Here is a 15,377-nt window from a genome sequence, read left to right as displayed (position 1 = left end):
TGTGAAAAGAGTCCAGACCACCGCGACTGTCGCGGGTTTGATCGCGTTTGTCCTGCTGTTGCTCGTGCCGTTCCTGCCGGTCAAGCAGACGGAATCCTCCGTGTCGTGGCCGCAGAACGGGTCGGTGGCGTCCGTGAACGCGCCGCTGATTTCGCTCGCGCCGCAGCAGCTCGATGTCACCGTGCCGCTTTCGGCTATCGACGAGCTCCGCGAGGACCAGTCGTTGCTCCTTGGCACGCTGCCTGAGGGCTCCCCGAAGGCCAGCGACCGCGGCTTCTTTGTCACTTCCCCCGACGGCGGCCTGGTGGTCAGCTCCCTGAACGAGGTGCTGCTGCAGCTCACCCCGGCGCAGGTGAAGAAGCTGCCCGACGACGCGAAGCTCGAGGCCCACCTCGCGCACGACTTAACCACCGTGGAGATCCCGGGCACCGATTACGCCGAGGAGGACGACGAGGAGGATTACCGCCCGCAGCTCACCGGCATCTATACCGAGCTCAAGGATGAGCGAAAGCTTATCGACGCAGGCCTGTCCGCCCACGTCGACATCAACTCCCGCTTCACTTCCCAGCCGACACTGATCAAGACGCTGGCGATGGTGCTCGGCCTGATCAGCGCCCTGATCTCCCTGGCCGCGCTGCGGAAGCTAGATAGACCAGCCCCGCGTCTGCGCCGCCAGGGGCTCAAGCCTCTCGACGGCCTGGTGGCCGCCGTCCTCGGCTTCTGGCACGTCTTCGGCGCCAACACGTCCGACGACGGCTACCTGCTCACCATGGCCCGCGTGGCCGCCAACACGGACTACATGGCCAACTACTACCGCTGGTACGGCGTGCCGGAGGCCCCGTTCGGCTCCCCGTTCTACGACCTGCTCGCGCTGCTGTCGCAGGTGACCACGGCGTCGATGTGGATGCGCCTGCCCGCGCTGCTCGCGGGTCTGGGCACGTGGTGGCTGCTCTCGCGCGAGATCCTGCCGAAGCTCGGCCCCGCCATCGCTAACAGGCGGGTCGCCCACTGGACCGCCGCGCTGGTGTTCCTGGCGTTCTGGCTGCCGTACAACAACGGCACCCGCCCGGAGCCGATCATCGCGTTCGGCCTGATGGCCACGTGGGCGCTGTTCGAGCGCGCCATGGAAACCGACCGCCTGGTCCCCGCCGCGTGGGGCACCGTCGTGGCGGCGCTGACCCTGGCGTGCGGCCCGACCGGCCTCGCGGCTGTGGGCGTGTTCCTGATTTCTTTGCCCTGGGTGTTGGGCACCATTGGGCGTCGAGAGGCAAAGCTCGCTTCCATCGCGCCGTTTATGGGCGCCGGCATGGCTGTGATGGCGCCGGTGTTCAAGGACCAGACGCTGGCGAGCGTGCTGGAGGCGACCGCGGTGCGCTCCGAGGTGGGCCCGGCGATGCACTGGTTCGAGGAGTGGAGCCGCTACTCCGTGCTGTTCGAGCAGACCGTGGACGGCTCGCTGGCGCGCCGCTTCCCCATGTTCGTGCTCTTGCTATGCATCGGCCTGACCCTGTGGTGGTTCGCCCGCGGCGGCGAAAGGACCAAGACCGCGCAGCGCATGATGCTGATCATCGGCCTGTCCACCTTCTTCCTCATGTTCACGCCGACGAAGTGGACGCACCACTTCGGCATCTACGCGGGCCTCGGCGCGGCGATCGCGGCCTACGGCTCGGTGGTGCTCTCGCGGATCGCGCTGCAGTCCAAGCGCAACCGCTCCTTTGCCACGGCCGCGGTGCTGTTCCTGCTGGCCCTGACGCTGGCGGGCTGGAACGGCTGGTGGTACGTGTCCTCCTACGCGGTGCCGTGGTGGGACCGCACCCCGCAGCTGAAGGCCGTGGAGTTCAACACCATCGTCCTGGCCATCGCGCTCGTGGTGTTCGTGGTGGGCGTGGTGCAGTCCATGCGCCCGCCGAAGCCTGTGGACGCCTCACGCTGGGCCGGCGTCATGTCCGCCCCCATCGCCGTGGCGGCGGCGCTGATAGTGGCGCTGTCCTGCCTGACGTTTGTGAAATCTTTCGTCTCCCAGGCGCCGGACTACTCCGTGGGCATGGGCAACGTGCGCACCTTCGCGGGCGAGCGTTGCGCCCAGGGCGCGGACGTGCTGCTGGAGGAGGACACCAACGACGCATTCCTTTCGCCTATCGACGGCGTCCCGCTCGGCCGCTCCCTAGATTCCGGCGACAACTACGGGTTCCACCCGGACGGCGTGCCGGCCTTCATCGCGTCTGAAAACGCAGACACGTCTGATTCGAGCAACCAGCAGGTGCAGGACGACGACACCGCCGACGTGGACCCGGGCTCCGACGAGGCGCAGTCCACCTCGCGTGTGAACACGCAGGGCAACCGCCCGCGCTCCATGCGCGGCGTGAACGGCTCGACGGTGCGCCTGCCGTTCGGCCTGGACTACACCCGCGTGCCAGTACTGGGCACCTTCGAGGACGAGCCGACGCAGTCCGCCGAGCTGGAGACCTCCTGGTTCGACCTGCCTGAGGTTTCCGAGGAGCGCCCGCTGCTGGTGGCGTCCGTGGCCGGCCGCATCAAGCACCACGACATCAACGGCATCGAGCAGGAGGGCAGCGAGCTGGAGCTGCAGTACGGCCGCAAGACTTCTGGCGGCGTGCAGAAGCTCGGTGCTGTGGAGATGCTGGACCAGGGCCCGACCCCGCAGTGGCGCAACCTGCGCTACCCCATCGCTGACCTGCCCGAAGACGCAGACGTTGTGCGCCTGGTGGCCAAGGACACCTCCCTGGCGGAGAAGGACTGGGTGGCGGTGACCCCGCTGCGCAACCCGAAGCTGGTGGAGCTGAACACCATGTTCGACTCCGAAACCCCGGGGTTGTTGGACTGGACCGTGGCGTTCCAGTACCCCTGCCAGCGCCCCTTCTACCACCACGCGGGCGTGGACGAGATCCCGGAGTACCGCATCATGCCGGACGCCCCGGGCAAGGCGAAGCTGTCCGGCTTCATGGACTTCCTCGGCGGCGGCTCGCTCGCCCCGGTGGAGGCCGTGAACACCTCCTACGAGGTGCCGGGCTACCTCAAGGGCGACTGGCAGCGCGACTGGGGCTCCGTGGCCAAGTACCACCGCCGCACCAACTCCGCCGGCGAGGCGCCGGCGCTGGCGCAGGTGGACCTGGCCGAAACCACCAGGTGGGGCCTGTACACCCCCGGCCCGATGAAGGTGCGCGACCCGGAGGAATAGAAGGTACAATCCCCTCGCTATGAAACTGCCGAAAATCGCCGCCGCCGCTGCCCTGCTGTTGTCCCTGGTAGCCACCCCCGCCCAGGCCCAGGCTCAGCAGAGCTGCGCCGCGCATTACCTGGTCGCGGTGCCGGGCGGCGCCAACACGGCAGAGGGCATCCCGGACTATGTGCCGCACGGCGGCAACGTGTTCATGACCGGCATGCTCACCCGACTGGGCACCGGCGGGGAGATCCACCCGCTGTGGGTGTCCTACCCGTCCACCCCGTTCGCCACCACGGAGTACGAGAAGTCCAAGGCGGGCGGGCTCAAGCGCGCACGCGCCACCGTCAGAAAGCTGGCCAACGCCTGCCCGGACGCGAAGTTCAGCTTCACCGGCTACTCGCTGGGCGCGGACATCGCCGCCACCATCACCAGCGACATCGCCGCAGGCCGCGGCCCGATCGAGCCGGAGCGCGTCTCCGGCGTGGCGCTGTTTGCCAACCCGCACCAGGGCGGCAACGGCGCGGTGCTCTCCGCCGGTACGTCCCCGAACTCGCGCGGCTCGCTGGGCTCGCTGCCGGGCGGCTACGGCGTGCTCGGCCCGCGCGTGCTGGAGATCTGCCGCGTCGACGACCTGGTGTGCTCCATGCAGGAATCCCACCGCGGCCTGGTCGCCCCCGCCATGCGCACCAACCTGGCGGGCGGCCGAGTGCCGCTCGCCGAGTTCAACGTGCTGTTTCGCGCGATGGGTTTGAAGTCGCTGGGCATTTTCTCCGACATCGGCTCCCACGGCGGCTACACCCTGGCGCAGCAGCGCGAGGCCTCCAACTGGATCATCGAGCAGTCCCAAGCCCCCATCCAAATTCCCGTTCCGGCGGTAGAGTTGGGGCATGAATGACCTCTTTGAGCTTGTAAACGGCACGTGGGCGAAGACCCACGACATCCCCGCTGACCGCGGTATCGACGGCGCGTTCTACATGCTGCGCGACAAATCCGAAGAAGATGTCCGGGCGATCTTGGAAGACGGTGCCGGTTTGGGCGGCGCCCTGTTTAGGTCCTTCATGGACAACCCCGGCGACATCAGCTCCCTTGACCCGGACCTGGCCAAGATCGAGGTCGCGGACGTCGACGAGTTCGTGCGCGGCCTGGGCGAGCTGGAGCGCGTCGGCGTCGGCGGGCCGGTGAGCTACTGGGTGGAGAAGGACTCGCAGGGCGAGAACTCCGTCGCCTACATCTTCCAGTCCGGCCTGGGGCTGCCGGACGAGGCCTACTACCGCGACGAGGACCACGCGGAGACCCTCGCCGCCTACAAGGCGCACGTGGCGAAGATGCTCGGCTTCCTCGAGCCGAAGTACCTGCAGGGCCTGACTCCTGAGATCGCCGCCGAGCGCATCGTCAACCTGGAGACCCAGCTGGCGGCGAGCCACTGGGACGTGGTCAAGGCGCGCGACGCGGTGGCCACCTATAACCCCACCGACCTTGAGGAGTTGCCGCCTTTGGTGCGCACGCTTCTCGACGCCTCCGGTCTTTCCGGAAAGGTCGTCAACATGATGCCGTCGTTTACTGAGGACCTGGACGGCATGCTGCGCCGGGAAACACTGGCGGACTGGCAGCTGTGGGCCGCGTGGAACATCCTGCGCTCCCGCGCCGGCGTGCTCTCCGAGGAGATCGGCAAAGCCAACTTCGAGTTTTATGGAAAGCATCTCTCCGGCGCCACCGAGCAGCGCGACCGCTGGAAGCGTGGGGTGGGGCTCGCGGAGAGCCTGGTTGGCGAGGATATTGGGCGGAGCTACGTCGAGAAGCATTTCCCGCCCTCATCCAAGGAGAAGATGCTGGAGCTGGTGGAGTACCTGATTGCCGCTTACCGCTCCCGCATCCAGCAGCTGGAGTGGATGAGCGAGCCGACGAAGGAGCGCGCGCTGGAGAAGCTCGCGCAGTTCAACGCCAAGATCGGCTACCCGGAGAAGTGGCGCAGCTACGACGGTCTGGAGTTCGGCGAGGACCTGGTGGAGAATGTCCGCCGTGGCGCCGCGTTCGAGCACGACTACCAGCTGTCCAAGATTGGCAAGGCCTCTGACCGGCAAGAATGGGTGTCCTCCCCGCAGACCGTCAACGCGTTTTACAACCCGGTGGTCAACGACATCACCTTCCCCGCCGCGATCCTGCAGCCGCCGTTCTTCGATCCGGACGCTGACGCCGCCGAGAACTTCGGCGCAATCGGCGCGGTGATCGGGCACGAGATCGGCCACGGCTTCGACGACCAGGGCTCGCGTTACGACGGGCTGGGCAACCTGAACTCCTGGTGGACCGACGAGGACCGCGCCAACTTTGAGCAGCTGACCGCCAAGCTGGTCGGCCAGTTCAACGGCCTGGTGCCGTCGGTGCTGGAGGGCACGAAGACCAAGGGTGTCAACGGCGAGTTCACCCTCGGCGAGAACATCGGCGACCTGGGCGGCCTGGGCATCGCCGTGGTGGCATACAAGAAGTACCTGGAGGACAACGGCATCGACGACGAGCAGCCCCAGAAGTTCGGCGACCTGGATGGTGAGTACACCGGCTTCCAGCGCCTGTTCCTGGCGTGGGCGCGGGTGTGGCGCTCCAAGGCTCGCCCGGAGATGGCCTCGCAGCTGCTCGCCATCGACCCGCACGCGCCGAACGAGTTCCGCTGCAACGTCATCGCCGCGAACATCGCCGAGTTCTACGAGGCGTTCGAGGTGGAGCAGGGCTCCACGATGTGGATCGACCCCGAGGACAGGGTGACGATTTGGTAGAGCACATCAACGAGCAGGGCGACCCGAACTTCAACGTCGGCGGCGTCAAACGCGACATGCCGCCGGAGCTGCAGCTGGAGCAGCTGGCGTCCTACATGCACGCCACGTACGAGGACGGGCCGAACTACCTGGCCCTGCTGCCGGACCGCATCACGCACGCCGCGATGCTCATGCTCGGCACCGCCGTCGACCACGCCCTGCCAGCCACAAAGTGGGCCGACGGGGTCACGGTGGAGTCCCACGAGCTGGGCGTCGTGTTCCGCCCGTCTGAGCCGAACGGCAGGTGGGCAGTCTCGCTTTGGGACGGCCCCGCAAACGCCAAGGAGATGCTCTGGCGCCCGGACGTCGCCGCCGCCGCGGAGCTGTCCGGCACCACGATCTTGGACGTGGACTCAGTGGCAGATGCTGCTCAGGCAGTGACAGAAACCGGCGCCGAGGTGGTGTGGGCGCTTGGGGATGTTTCGCTGCCGTCAGCTCCCCGCTACATCGTCACCTTCCCCACCACTCAGCCCTCAGTGGACGGGTTGATCCAGTTCAGGGCCGGCTCCGGCCTCGAGGGCACCGAGTACCACGCCGACGGGTTCATCTCCACGCCGGCGGAGATCCGCCGCCGGGTCAAGGACGCCGCCGACGCCCTCTAGCCCAGCACGGAGTCGGCTTCGTCGACCTCGTCGAAGGTGGGGTCGTCAACCTCGGAGAGGAAGAACTGGGCGCCGTTGGCGTCGTGCACGCCGGCAGTCCCATTTTCAGGCCCGAACTCGACCCCGCCGCCGAGGTTTTCCACCTGTGTGCAGGCCGCGTCCACGTCGCGCACGCCGAAGTAGCTGAACCACTGGGCGTGCTCGCCGACGTACATGCCCAAAAACGGCGCGCCGTCCTCCACCGCGATGAAGTAGCCGTCTTCCTCGCGGATCTCCCAGTCGAAGAGTTCTCCGTAGAAGTCGATGGCGTCCATGCTCGGCGCGGAGTACTCGTACCACACCGGCACACCCGGCTCACCTGCGGCGAGGAAGCGCTCCTCCGGATCCTTCAGCCCGAACAGGCCGCCGGCCGGGTCCTGGCACAGGGTCACGGTCTCGTCCGAGCTGAGCACCTTGCCGCCCAGCTTCTCCACGTTCTCCGGGCTGCCGATGAACGACGTCACCCACATGTCCATCTGCGCCGGCACGATGCCGGCCACCGGCAGGCCCTCCTTGCGGGCAGTGCCGTCCACGATCTCCCAGCCCAGAAGCTGGGAGTAGAAGTGGGTGGACTTGAGCTGGTTCTGGGTGACCAGGTCCTGCCAGAACGGCATGCCTTCCCTGCCTTCGAATGCGGGCATTACAGGTTCCTCCACTTCTCGGGGTCGAAGTCGTCGTTGGCGGTGCGTTCGTCGAAGTAGTCGCCGTCGTCGCCGTCGACTACTACCGTGGCTGAATCTGCGCCAAGGCCGACGGTATCGCCGTCGATAAGCGAGTGCCCCCGCGAGGTGACCACCGCGTTGTTGACGGTGACCTCGCCGGAGCTGATGGCCTCCTTGGCGTGGCCGCCGGATTCGGCGAGGTTGGCCAGTTTGAGAAATTGTCCGAGTTTGATCGTGTCGCCGGAAATGGGCACGTCGATATGCATAGCGGTTAGTCTAAGGCATGCGAAGAATCTGGGCGTTTACCCTGCCCCTCCTGCTTGTTGGCTGTGTACAGGAAGTCGAGGTCGTTGAAGAAGAGTCCACCGTGACCATCCGCTCCATCGGCGACATCCTGGTCCACTCCGACGTGTACACCACCGCGCGCACGGACACCGGCTTCGACTTCTCGCGCATGTTCGAGCCGGTCAGCGAATACATGCAGGACGCGGACATCACCACCGCCAACATGGAGGTCCCGGTCGCCGGCGAGGAGTTCGGGCTGTCCGGGTATCCCCAATTCAACGCCCCGCCCGAGATCATCGATGCACTCGCCGGAGCAGGCGTGGACATCGTCAACAACGCTACGAACCACTCGATGGACAGGGGTGACGGGGGCGTGGTGGCGTCGACAGGCAACATGCGCGAGCGCGGCATGCTGTATACCGGCAGTTACGCCTCTGAGCAGGACAAATCCGTCCCCCGCATCATCGAGGCCAACGGCATCACCGTCGGCTTCCTCGGCTTCACTTACGGCACCAACGGCCTGCCGGTTGAGCAGGAGCATTTTGCATCGCTTATCGACGACACCCTGGCCGCCCAAGTCGCCGCCCTCGATTCACAGGTCGACGTCGCGGTGGTGATGCTGCACATGGGCGACGAATATGCGCCCCTGCCCAATGAGTTCCAGGAGGAGACTGCCGCGACTGCTTTGGACGCCGGCGCTGACCTGGTGCTCGGCGGGCACCCGCACGTGGTGGAGCCGTTTGCCGGGCCCGTCTGGTACTCCCACGGCAACTTCCTGCACGGCCAGTGGGAGGAGCCGACCAAGGTCGGCGGAATCGGCGAGTTCACGTTTAGCGGCGCCCGGTTCATGCCCACCTACACCGTCGGCCCGCCGATCAGCTACGACCACCACGTCATCCCGCTCGTGGAGGCCGCCGACTACCTGGATGTTCATAAATGGATGGCGGACCTGCGCGAACGCCTCAACGTCGAGGTCGTGGACTACCTCTAGCGTTCCGCCTGGTCCACCGGCATGATGCTCATCGTGTCGATGTTCACGTGCGCCGGCAGGCTTGCCACCCACCGCACCGCTTCGGCGATGTCGTCCGCGGTGAGGTTCTGTTTGCCCTCGTAGACCTTGCTCGCGCGCTCCTCATCGCCTTTGAATCTGTTCAGTGAGAAGTCCGTCTTCACCCGGCCCGGGTCGATCTCGCACACGCGGATGTTGTTCTCCGCCTCCTCGCGCCGAAACGCCCTGGTCACGCCGCGGAGCCCGTGCTTTGCCGCGTTGTAGCCGGAGCCGCCCTTGTACGCGTCCGTGCCAGCGACCGAACCGATGTTGACCACCAGGCCTTTCGACGCCTTGAGCTGCGTGTACAGCGCGCGGGTGACGCGCATCGTGCCCATCACGTTGGTCTGGAACATCCATTCCCAGTCCGCGTCGTCCGCGTCGCGCAGAAAGTCCAGCTCCTTCGCGCCGCCGGCGTTGTTGACCAGCAGGTCCACGCGTTCAAGAGCCGCAAGCTTCTCGACGCTCTCCCGGTCCACCACGTCCAACTCCATCGCCACCCCACCGATTTCGTCCGCGATTTGCTGACACTTCTCCAGGCGCCGCGCCGCCACCACGACCTTCCAGCCGTCCTTGGCCAGCGCCCTGCAGGTAGCCTCCCCGATGCCTGCCGATCCGCCAGTGACTACTGCTACCTTCTGCTCGCTCATGAGCCGAAGTGTAGGCCCTCCCACAGCATCCAGATGGCTAATGCGATGAAGATGCTGCCCGTGATGACGTCGATAAGCTTGCTGTACTTGGCGATCAGCTGCGACATCGCTTGGACTGCCAGCGCAAAGCCCACGAACCAGATGGTGCCGGTGACGACCATGACCGGTGCTGCGACCCACCCGAGGTGCGCGAACTGGGCGAAGATGGCGCCGAAGAAGAGGATCGCCTTCGGGTTGGACAGGTTGGTGAGCAGGCCCGTGAGCAGCGGCCTTGGCACCTGTTGCGTGGCGGGGATTTCCGGGTCGGAGGCGCGGATGGCGCCGATGCCCATCCACAGCAGGTAGGCGCCGCCCACGATCTGCAGCACTGACAGGACCTGCGGAAACGCCTGGATCAGCGCGCTTAACCCCGCCAGGGACGCCACAATCCAGATGGTGTTGCCGAGCATGATGCCTAGCGCGCACATCACGCCGGCTCTACGGTCCTTTGACCCCACGCGGATGATCTGCACGAGGTCCGGGCCGGGGCTCGCGATCGCCGCCAGCCACACGCCGAGTAGCGCAATCATGTCGCCTCCATTTGCCGCATGGTGATGTTCAGCCGGCCTTCGAGCAGGTCGGACGTGCCTCTTCTTGCGCCGAGCACGCCGTGTTTCGCCCTCCTGGCTGGACCGCCAAAGACTACCACGTCGCCGGACAGCAGCAGCGTATCGCGCCCTGCAATGCGGAAGATCGTGTCCTGGCCGAATGACAGGCTGACCACCGCGTTTTCGGAATCTTCCTCCGCGTCCACGTGCTGCCCCATGCCCTTACCCGGCGGGTAGAAGTTCACCAGCGCCGTCTCGATCCTCGGGGTCGGACCGACAAGCGGGTCTATTTCCCGCGCCTTCGCCATGACGTTATCCGCGATGACCTGGAAGTTCTCCGGGATCTGCGGCACCGGGTGGCCGTCGACCTCCCTGACCATGCGGTATGGGTTCGTTGCCCAGAACCAGCCCAGCGAGAGCAGCCAGGCATCCATTTGGCCGTGGCCGACCTTTGGTCGTCGCATAGCAACAGGCGTCCCTGCCGCCTTCCTGACCAGCTCGCGCGCTTGGTTGACCAGTTCCTCCTGCTCGGCCGGCGTGAAAAAGGCAGGCAAATGGACCGCACCAGGGATGATGCGGGCGGGCGGCCGCGGAATGACGAGCACGGGAATAATGTAGCGCATCCGGGCGACGCGTTCGAATGGGTGAGTGTTTTTTGTTTTCTTTTTCCTGGCACACCCCTTGACAGTCGTTCGTGTGTTCTATATTGTGGAGCGTACCACGACGAGAGGGGCGACAGTGAGAACCGCCACCACAGCACCGAAAAAATTCCGTAACCAGCGAGAACACGACCCGGATAGCGAATGCGCCCAGGCCATCCGGGACACGTATTGGACCATGTTTGGGCACTACTCGTACCCCGGTTTCGACGTCGATGATTTCGACGCCACGGTGACCCAACTGCAGCTCGCCACCGGCTGGAACAAGGGGTTTGTCAAGAACGCGATCCTCGGGCACGCCGCGCTGCAGGACCTCCCGCGCCTGCGCGAGCTACAGCAGGAAACGCGCGTGATGGACGTGGGGCACCTGACCGCGGTCTACACCGCGATCGAGGAGCTCGGGGAGGATGTGGACGAGGAAGCACTCATGCTTATCGACGGCATCTTGGTGAACACGTTCACCCCCACCCGCCACGACCAGGCTGTTCCCCAGCGCAAAACCGTCACAGACCGCATTCGTGCCGCGATCAAGCGCACGGACAAAAGCCGCGCCTACGACAAGCGGAAGCGCGAAGACCGCGAACAGGACGACGCGGAGACGTTCGGCGTCCACGAGTACCGCGACCGGGCGATCGTGCAGCTGGACACCAATTCCCTGGACGGCCGGAGGATCCAGGCGAACGTCGCCGAAGTCGCGCGCGAGCTCGGCATCAGCACGGCCGACGCGGCAATCAAGCTGCTGTCCGGCGAGGCGATCGGCATCGAGGTGACTCCGGTGCTGAACATCTACGCCCCGAAGAACCGCGCGATCAGCGGCCCAGTCTACCTCCCCGGCAGCGGTTGGACGACGCCGGAGGCCACCTCCGCGTTCGAAGACTGGTTGGCAAAAACGTTCCCCGTCACGCGCGATCTGGAGAAAGAGGGCGAAAAGGTGCTGCAGGGCTACGGCCCCGGCGAGGGCATGCGCCACGCCGTGTACGCCCGCAACCGCACCTGCATCTACCCGGAGTGCAACCGTCCCGCCGAGCAGTGCCAGCTGGACCACCGCATCCCCTACGAGGAGGGCGGCCGCACCGAGGTGGACAACCTGTTCCCCCTGTGCCAGCACCACCACAACATGAAGACCGACCGCCGGATTTTCTACATCCCCGACCCCTACTCCGGCGACATCATCTGGCTGTTCGCCGACGGCACCTATGTCGTCACCGCCGAAGAGGGCCTGTTGCGCGACCAGATCACACCGTTTAACCCGCGGTGGCAGTCCAGCATGTCCGCCGTGCGCAAAAACCGGGCGCGCGCAGCGGAGTTTTTCGCCAAAGGCCACACAATCCTGGACAACTTCGACCAGGACTTGGACCTCGAACAGGCCACCGCTGCGATCAAGGACCTGGAACAGGAATACGGCATGAAATTCGGGTTCACCCCAGAGATGCCGTACGTGGAACCCTTGCCCGAAGAACCGGTTGACGCCCCATTCCCCGACCCGGAAGAGGAGGAGCACTACCGCAGGTAGAACCTATCCACCACCTCGTACTTCGGGCCGCCACTTCGGCCCCTGCCCAGGTGCGATTCCAGCAGCAGCACTTCATCGGCCGCGAACTCGGGGCCGGTGTAGATGGCGAGGGCGTGGGCGTGGTCGTCGAGAAGCCATGGATCCCTGGTTCTTGTTCCGGTCCGCGCGACGGTCAGGTGCGCGCGCTGGCGGCGGCGCATGTCCGGGTCAAGCTGGCAGTCCGCCATCAGGTCTTTCAGCGGTGCCTTGTCGCCGCCGACGCCGATCCACATGGTGCGCCGATCAAAACACCCGGCTCCTCGGAGGTGCAACCTCAGGGGCCGGGTGAAGGCGGTGGCTTGGGCCAGGTGGTCGGTGACCGCGGCGGCGTCGTTGGGCTGCGACCCGTAGAAGGCGACCGTGATGTGCCAGTTGTCGGGGTCGGCCCAGCGCACTTCTGTGCCCGAGAAGTCGCGGATGGGCCGCAGGGCGGTGATGAGGTGTTCGCGAACATCGGCCGGAGGGACGATCGCTGCGAAGAGGCGTCTCATGGCCCACACGCTACCCTTAATTGCCATGTTTGACCTCGCGAAAATCGGACGGGATTTGCCCGTGTCGCGCGTCATCGACCAGTTGCCGGACAAAGGCCCGCTGGTGGTGGAGGCGCCGCCCGGCACGGGCAAGACCACGCTGGTGCCGCCGGCGATCGCGAACAAGGTGGGAAAAACGCTGGTCACGGCCCCCAGGAGGGTGGCGGTGCGGTCGGCGGCGCACAGGCTTGCGCAGCTCAGCGACAGCGCCAAGGTCGGCTACAGCATCCGCGGCGAGCACAAGGACGGCGAACTGGTTGAATTTGTCACGCCGGGTGTGCTGCTGAACCGCTTGCTCAAGGACCCGGGACTCGAGGGCGTCAACGCGGTGGTCATCGACGAGGTGCATGAGCGCCAGCTGGACACTGACCTGGTGCTGGCGATGTGCATGGAGGTCGCCCTGTTGCGCGATGACCTGTACCTCACCGCCATGTCTGCCACCCTCGACGCTAAGAAGTTCGCGGACCACATGGGCGCGCAGATCCTGTCGACGGAGGCGGTGACGCACCCGCTGGACATCCAGTACGCGCCTCACGCGGAAAGGATCCAGGGGACGAGGGAGTTTTATCGTCACGTCGCGGCGCAGACCACAAGCGAGCACCGGACGCTCGTGTTCGTGCCCGGGGTGCGCGAGGTGGATCTGGTGTGCGGGTTCCTGGATGACGCGAGACCGCTCCACGGCCGCCAGACCAGCAAGGAGCAGGACGAAGCCTTGAGGGGCGACAACCGGGTGGTGGTGGCGACGTCGGTGGCGGAGTCGTCGATAACTGTGCCGGGTGTGCGCAAGGTGGTGGACGCCGGGTTGTCCAGGGTGCCCAAGCGCGACAACAGGGGCATGACGGGCCTGGTCACGGTCTCGGAGGCGAAAACCAGCGCCGACCAGCGGGCGGGCCGCGCGGGCCGCGAGGGCCCCGGCGAGGTCGTGCGCGTCTTCACCCGTGACGAGTACGCGAAAATGCAGCCGGACATCACCCCGGAAATCCTCACCGCGGACCTCACCGGCGCGCTTTTAACCATGAAGGCGTGGGGGTCGCCGGACTTACCGCTTATCGACGAACCAAAGGACCTCACCGAAGCCGAAACCAACCTCGAACAGCTCGGGGCCACCGAGAACGGCACGATCACGGACTTCGGCAAGAAACTGGCGAGCCTGCCCCTGGACCCAAGACTCGGCGCGGCGCTTTTGGAGTGGGGAGCCCAGGCGGCGCCGATCGTCGCGAGGCTTGCGGGCGAAGCTGACGCCAAAAGGCTGCGCAGGCTGGTGGAAGACAAGGGCCCGGTGGACCCGGGCGAGGTGATCGCGTCTGCTTTCCCGCAGTGGATAGCCAAGAAGGTGGGCGAGGAATACCAGCTGGCGTCCGGAACAAGGGCGAAGTTCAACTCGAACGCCGAGTGGATCGCGGCCGCGGAGGTGCAACGGATGCACAACGGGGCGGTCATCCGCGAGGCGGAGCCGATCGCGTTCCCGGAGCACCGCGTGGTGGAGGAAAAGGTGGCCTACCTGGAGGACGGCAAGGTCAGGGGCAGGAAGGTGGCCAGGATCGGCGCGATCGAGCTGAGCTCCACGCCGGTGAAGCTCACGCCGGACGAGGCGGCGGAGGCGCTGACAGACGTGGACTTTTCCAGCTTCCCGCTGACCAAGGAGGAGCAGCACTTGAAGGAGCGGATCGATTTCCTGCACGAGACTCTGGGTTGGCCGGATGTCAGCCAGGGCGATTATTCGCCGGAGGTGCGTGGGGTGGCCGAAGGTGCGTCGATAGGCAGTTGCGACATGAGGCAGGCGATGCTGCGCCAACTGGATTGGCGGCAGGTGGCGGAGCTGGATGCGGCGGCGCCGAAGGAGTACCAGTACGACAGTGGCAGGCCAGTGAAGCGCGTGAAGCTGCAGCACATGTTTGGCAAAAAGGGGCAGACGGTCTCGGGCGTGAAGGTGCTGTACCACCTGCTCTCCCCCGCGGGGAGGCCGCTGGCGGTGACGGACGACCTGGACAGCTTTTGGGAGGGGCCGTACCAGCAGGTGCGCAAGGAAATGCGGGGGCGCTACCCCAAGCACGCGTGGCCCGAGGACCCTACTGGCACTGGGAAATGATGGCGCCGGCACCGGCGAGGCCCGCGGCGGCGAGGATGCCGGCGATGCCCATGTCCACGTCCTTGGAGTTGAGGTCGCGCAGCTTCACGTCCAGCAGGAACGGCATGTTGTCCACCTGCAGCTGCAGGTGGTTCTGGCGCGCCACGAACGGGATGCTCATCTGGGACGCGAACCCGAGCGGCAGCAGCACCAGCAGCGGCAGGCCAACGCCGAGGGCGGTGGCGGAGCAGCGGTGGGAGACCTCCGGGGCGTACTGGACAAACGCGTCGATGACGGCGCCTTCCTGGGACGCCTCATCCTCGGTCTCAGTTCCCACGGTGACGTGGACGGGGAAGACCTGGGTGGTCTCGTCCGAAAACGTCGCGGTCACCGGCCACTCGTACACACCGGGGGTAATGTCCTCCCCCGGTTCGAGGCGGATGGTGCCGTCTGGTGTGATCATCGCCCAGCCAGGCATGGAGTCCGCCTCGTACCACGCCGCGCCGCGCGGCAGCGGGGGTTCGACGGTGGCGGTCAGCCCCGGAACCACGATGGTGGGCTCGTACCCATCCTCGGCCTGAGCTGGGGAAACGGACGCGCAGGCGAGCGCGATCGCGCTCGTGAGTGCAATAAGTTTGGTGCGCATTTCTACGGTTCCCTCAGTTGTAGATGTTTATATGGCTTTGAATAATGAATGATTGTAG

General features: G+C 65.9%; 14 protein-coding genes. 7 read left to right on the top strand and 7 right to left on the bottom strand.

Going from position 1 to position 15,377, the window contains the following annotated elements:
* Position 1 precedes the first annotated feature (1 nt).
* From O5O53_RS03120 to O5O53_RS03105, 4 genes are read left to right on the top strand one after another with little or no spacing between them, the layout of a single operon-like run.
* Positions 2 to 3,199 (top strand): arabinosyltransferase domain-containing protein, encoded by a 3,198-nt coding sequence (locus O5O53_RS03120; protein ID WP_269508940.1) that lies wholly within the window; start codon positions 2 to 4, stop codon positions 3,197 to 3,199.
* A 19-nt stretch (positions 3,200 to 3,218) separates the two neighbouring features.
* Complete coding sequence (locus O5O53_RS03115; RefSeq protein WP_269508938.1) at positions 3,219 to 4,079, top strand: cutinase family protein; 861 nt, start codon at positions 3,219 to 3,221, stop codon at positions 4,077 to 4,079.
* Positions 4,072 to 5,952 carry a M13 family metallopeptidase gene (locus O5O53_RS03110; RefSeq protein ID WP_269508936.1) on the top strand — a complete coding sequence of 627 codons (1,881 nt, stop codon included), beginning with the start codon at positions 4,072 to 4,074 and terminating at the stop codon, positions 5,950 to 5,952. The genes O5O53_RS03115 and O5O53_RS03110 overlap by 8 nt, the downstream gene beginning before the upstream one ends.
* The gene (locus O5O53_RS03105; protein ID WP_437177836.1) at positions 5,946 to 6,593 is read left to right on the top strand and encodes a hypothetical protein; all 648 of its coding nucleotides are present in this window, start codon (positions 5,946 to 5,948) and stop codon (positions 6,591 to 6,593) included. Before O5O53_RS03110 ends, O5O53_RS03105 begins: the two co-directional genes overlap by 7 nt.
* On the opposite strand, the gene O5O53_RS03100 is transcribed toward O5O53_RS03105, so the two are convergent.
* Both O5O53_RS03100 and O5O53_RS03095 read right to left on the bottom strand, forming a co-directional pair.
* Positions 6,590 to 7,273 carry a VOC family protein gene (locus tag O5O53_RS03100; RefSeq protein ID WP_239306474.1) on the bottom strand — a complete coding sequence of 228 codons (684 nt, stop codon included), beginning with the start codon at positions 7,271 to 7,273 and terminating at the stop codon, positions 6,590 to 6,592. The genes O5O53_RS03105 and O5O53_RS03100 overlap by 4 nt on opposite strands.
* Positions 7,273 to 7,560 (bottom strand): RNA-binding S4 domain-containing protein, encoded by a 288-nt coding sequence (locus O5O53_RS03095; RefSeq protein WP_202032108.1) that lies wholly within the window; start codon positions 7,558 to 7,560, stop codon positions 7,273 to 7,275. Before O5O53_RS03095 ends, O5O53_RS03100 begins: the two co-directional genes overlap by 1 nt.
* A gap of 17 nt (positions 7,561 to 7,577) precedes the next feature.
* Here O5O53_RS03095 and O5O53_RS03090 point away from each other — a divergent pair, with 17 nt between their 5' ends.
* Positions 7,578 to 8,570 (top strand): CapA family protein, encoded by a 993-nt coding sequence (locus O5O53_RS03090; protein WP_239306475.1) that lies wholly within the window; start codon positions 7,578 to 7,580, stop codon positions 8,568 to 8,570.
* On the opposite strand, the gene O5O53_RS03085 is transcribed toward O5O53_RS03090, so the two are convergent.
* The 3 genes from O5O53_RS03085 to O5O53_RS03075 are packed head-to-tail and all read right to left on the bottom strand — an operon-like array spanning position 8,567 to position 10,487.
* Entirely contained in the window at positions 8,567 to 9,277 is a 711-nt protein-coding gene (locus O5O53_RS03085; RefSeq protein WP_269508934.1) for an SDR family oxidoreductase, read from the bottom strand. The two genes, O5O53_RS03090 and O5O53_RS03085, sit on opposite strands and share 4 nt — an antisense overlap.
* Complete coding sequence (locus O5O53_RS03080) at positions 9,274 to 9,846, bottom strand: LysE family translocator (RefSeq protein WP_269508932.1); 573 nt, start codon at positions 9,844 to 9,846, stop codon at positions 9,274 to 9,276. The genes O5O53_RS03085 and O5O53_RS03080 overlap by 4 nt, the downstream gene beginning before the upstream one ends.
* Positions 9,843 to 10,487: an alpha-ketoglutarate-dependent dioxygenase AlkB gene (locus O5O53_RS03075; protein WP_269508930.1), complete on the bottom strand. Its 645-nt coding sequence runs from the start codon at positions 10,485 to 10,487 to the stop codon at positions 9,843 to 9,845. The genes O5O53_RS03080 and O5O53_RS03075 overlap by 4 nt, the downstream gene beginning before the upstream one ends.
* 214 nt (positions 10,488 to 10,701) lie before the next feature.
* Here O5O53_RS03075 and O5O53_RS03070 point away from each other — a divergent pair, with 214 nt between their 5' ends.
* A complete protein-coding gene (locus tag O5O53_RS03070) occupies positions 10,702 to 12,036 on the top strand; it encodes an HNH endonuclease signature motif containing protein (protein WP_269508928.1) in 1,335 nt (444 codons plus the stop codon).
* On the opposite strand, the gene thpR is transcribed toward O5O53_RS03070, so the two are convergent.
* Positions 12,024 to 12,566: an RNA 2',3'-cyclic phosphodiesterase gene (thpR, locus tag O5O53_RS03065; RefSeq protein ID WP_034996817.1), complete on the bottom strand. Its 543-nt coding sequence runs from the start codon at positions 12,564 to 12,566 to the stop codon at positions 12,024 to 12,026. The genes O5O53_RS03070 and thpR overlap by 13 nt on opposite strands.
* 25 nt (positions 12,567 to 12,591) lie before the next feature.
* On the opposite strand from thpR, the gene O5O53_RS03060 reads away from it, so the two are divergent.
* On the top strand, positions 12,592 to 14,694 hold the full coding sequence (locus O5O53_RS03060) for an ATP-dependent RNA helicase (protein WP_269508926.1): 2,103 nt from the start codon (positions 12,592 to 12,594) through the stop codon (positions 14,692 to 14,694).
* On the opposite strand, the gene O5O53_RS03055 is transcribed toward O5O53_RS03060, so the two are convergent.
* Positions 14,675 to 15,319, bottom strand: a complete 645-nt coding sequence (locus tag O5O53_RS03055; RefSeq protein WP_269508924.1) for a Rib/alpha-like domain-containing protein — start codon at positions 15,317 to 15,319, stop codon at positions 14,675 to 14,677. The genes O5O53_RS03060 and O5O53_RS03055 overlap by 20 nt on opposite strands.
* Positions 15,320 to 15,377: the final 58 nt, after the last annotated feature.

Source organism: Corynebacterium faecium (assembly GCF_027257105.1).
GTDB classification, from domain to species: domain Bacteria; phylum Actinomycetota; class Actinomycetes; order Mycobacteriales; family Mycobacteriaceae; genus Corynebacterium; species Corynebacterium lehmanniae.
Note: the sequence above shows the minus strand (reverse complement) of the source record. Positions and strands in the feature narration are given on the sequence as shown.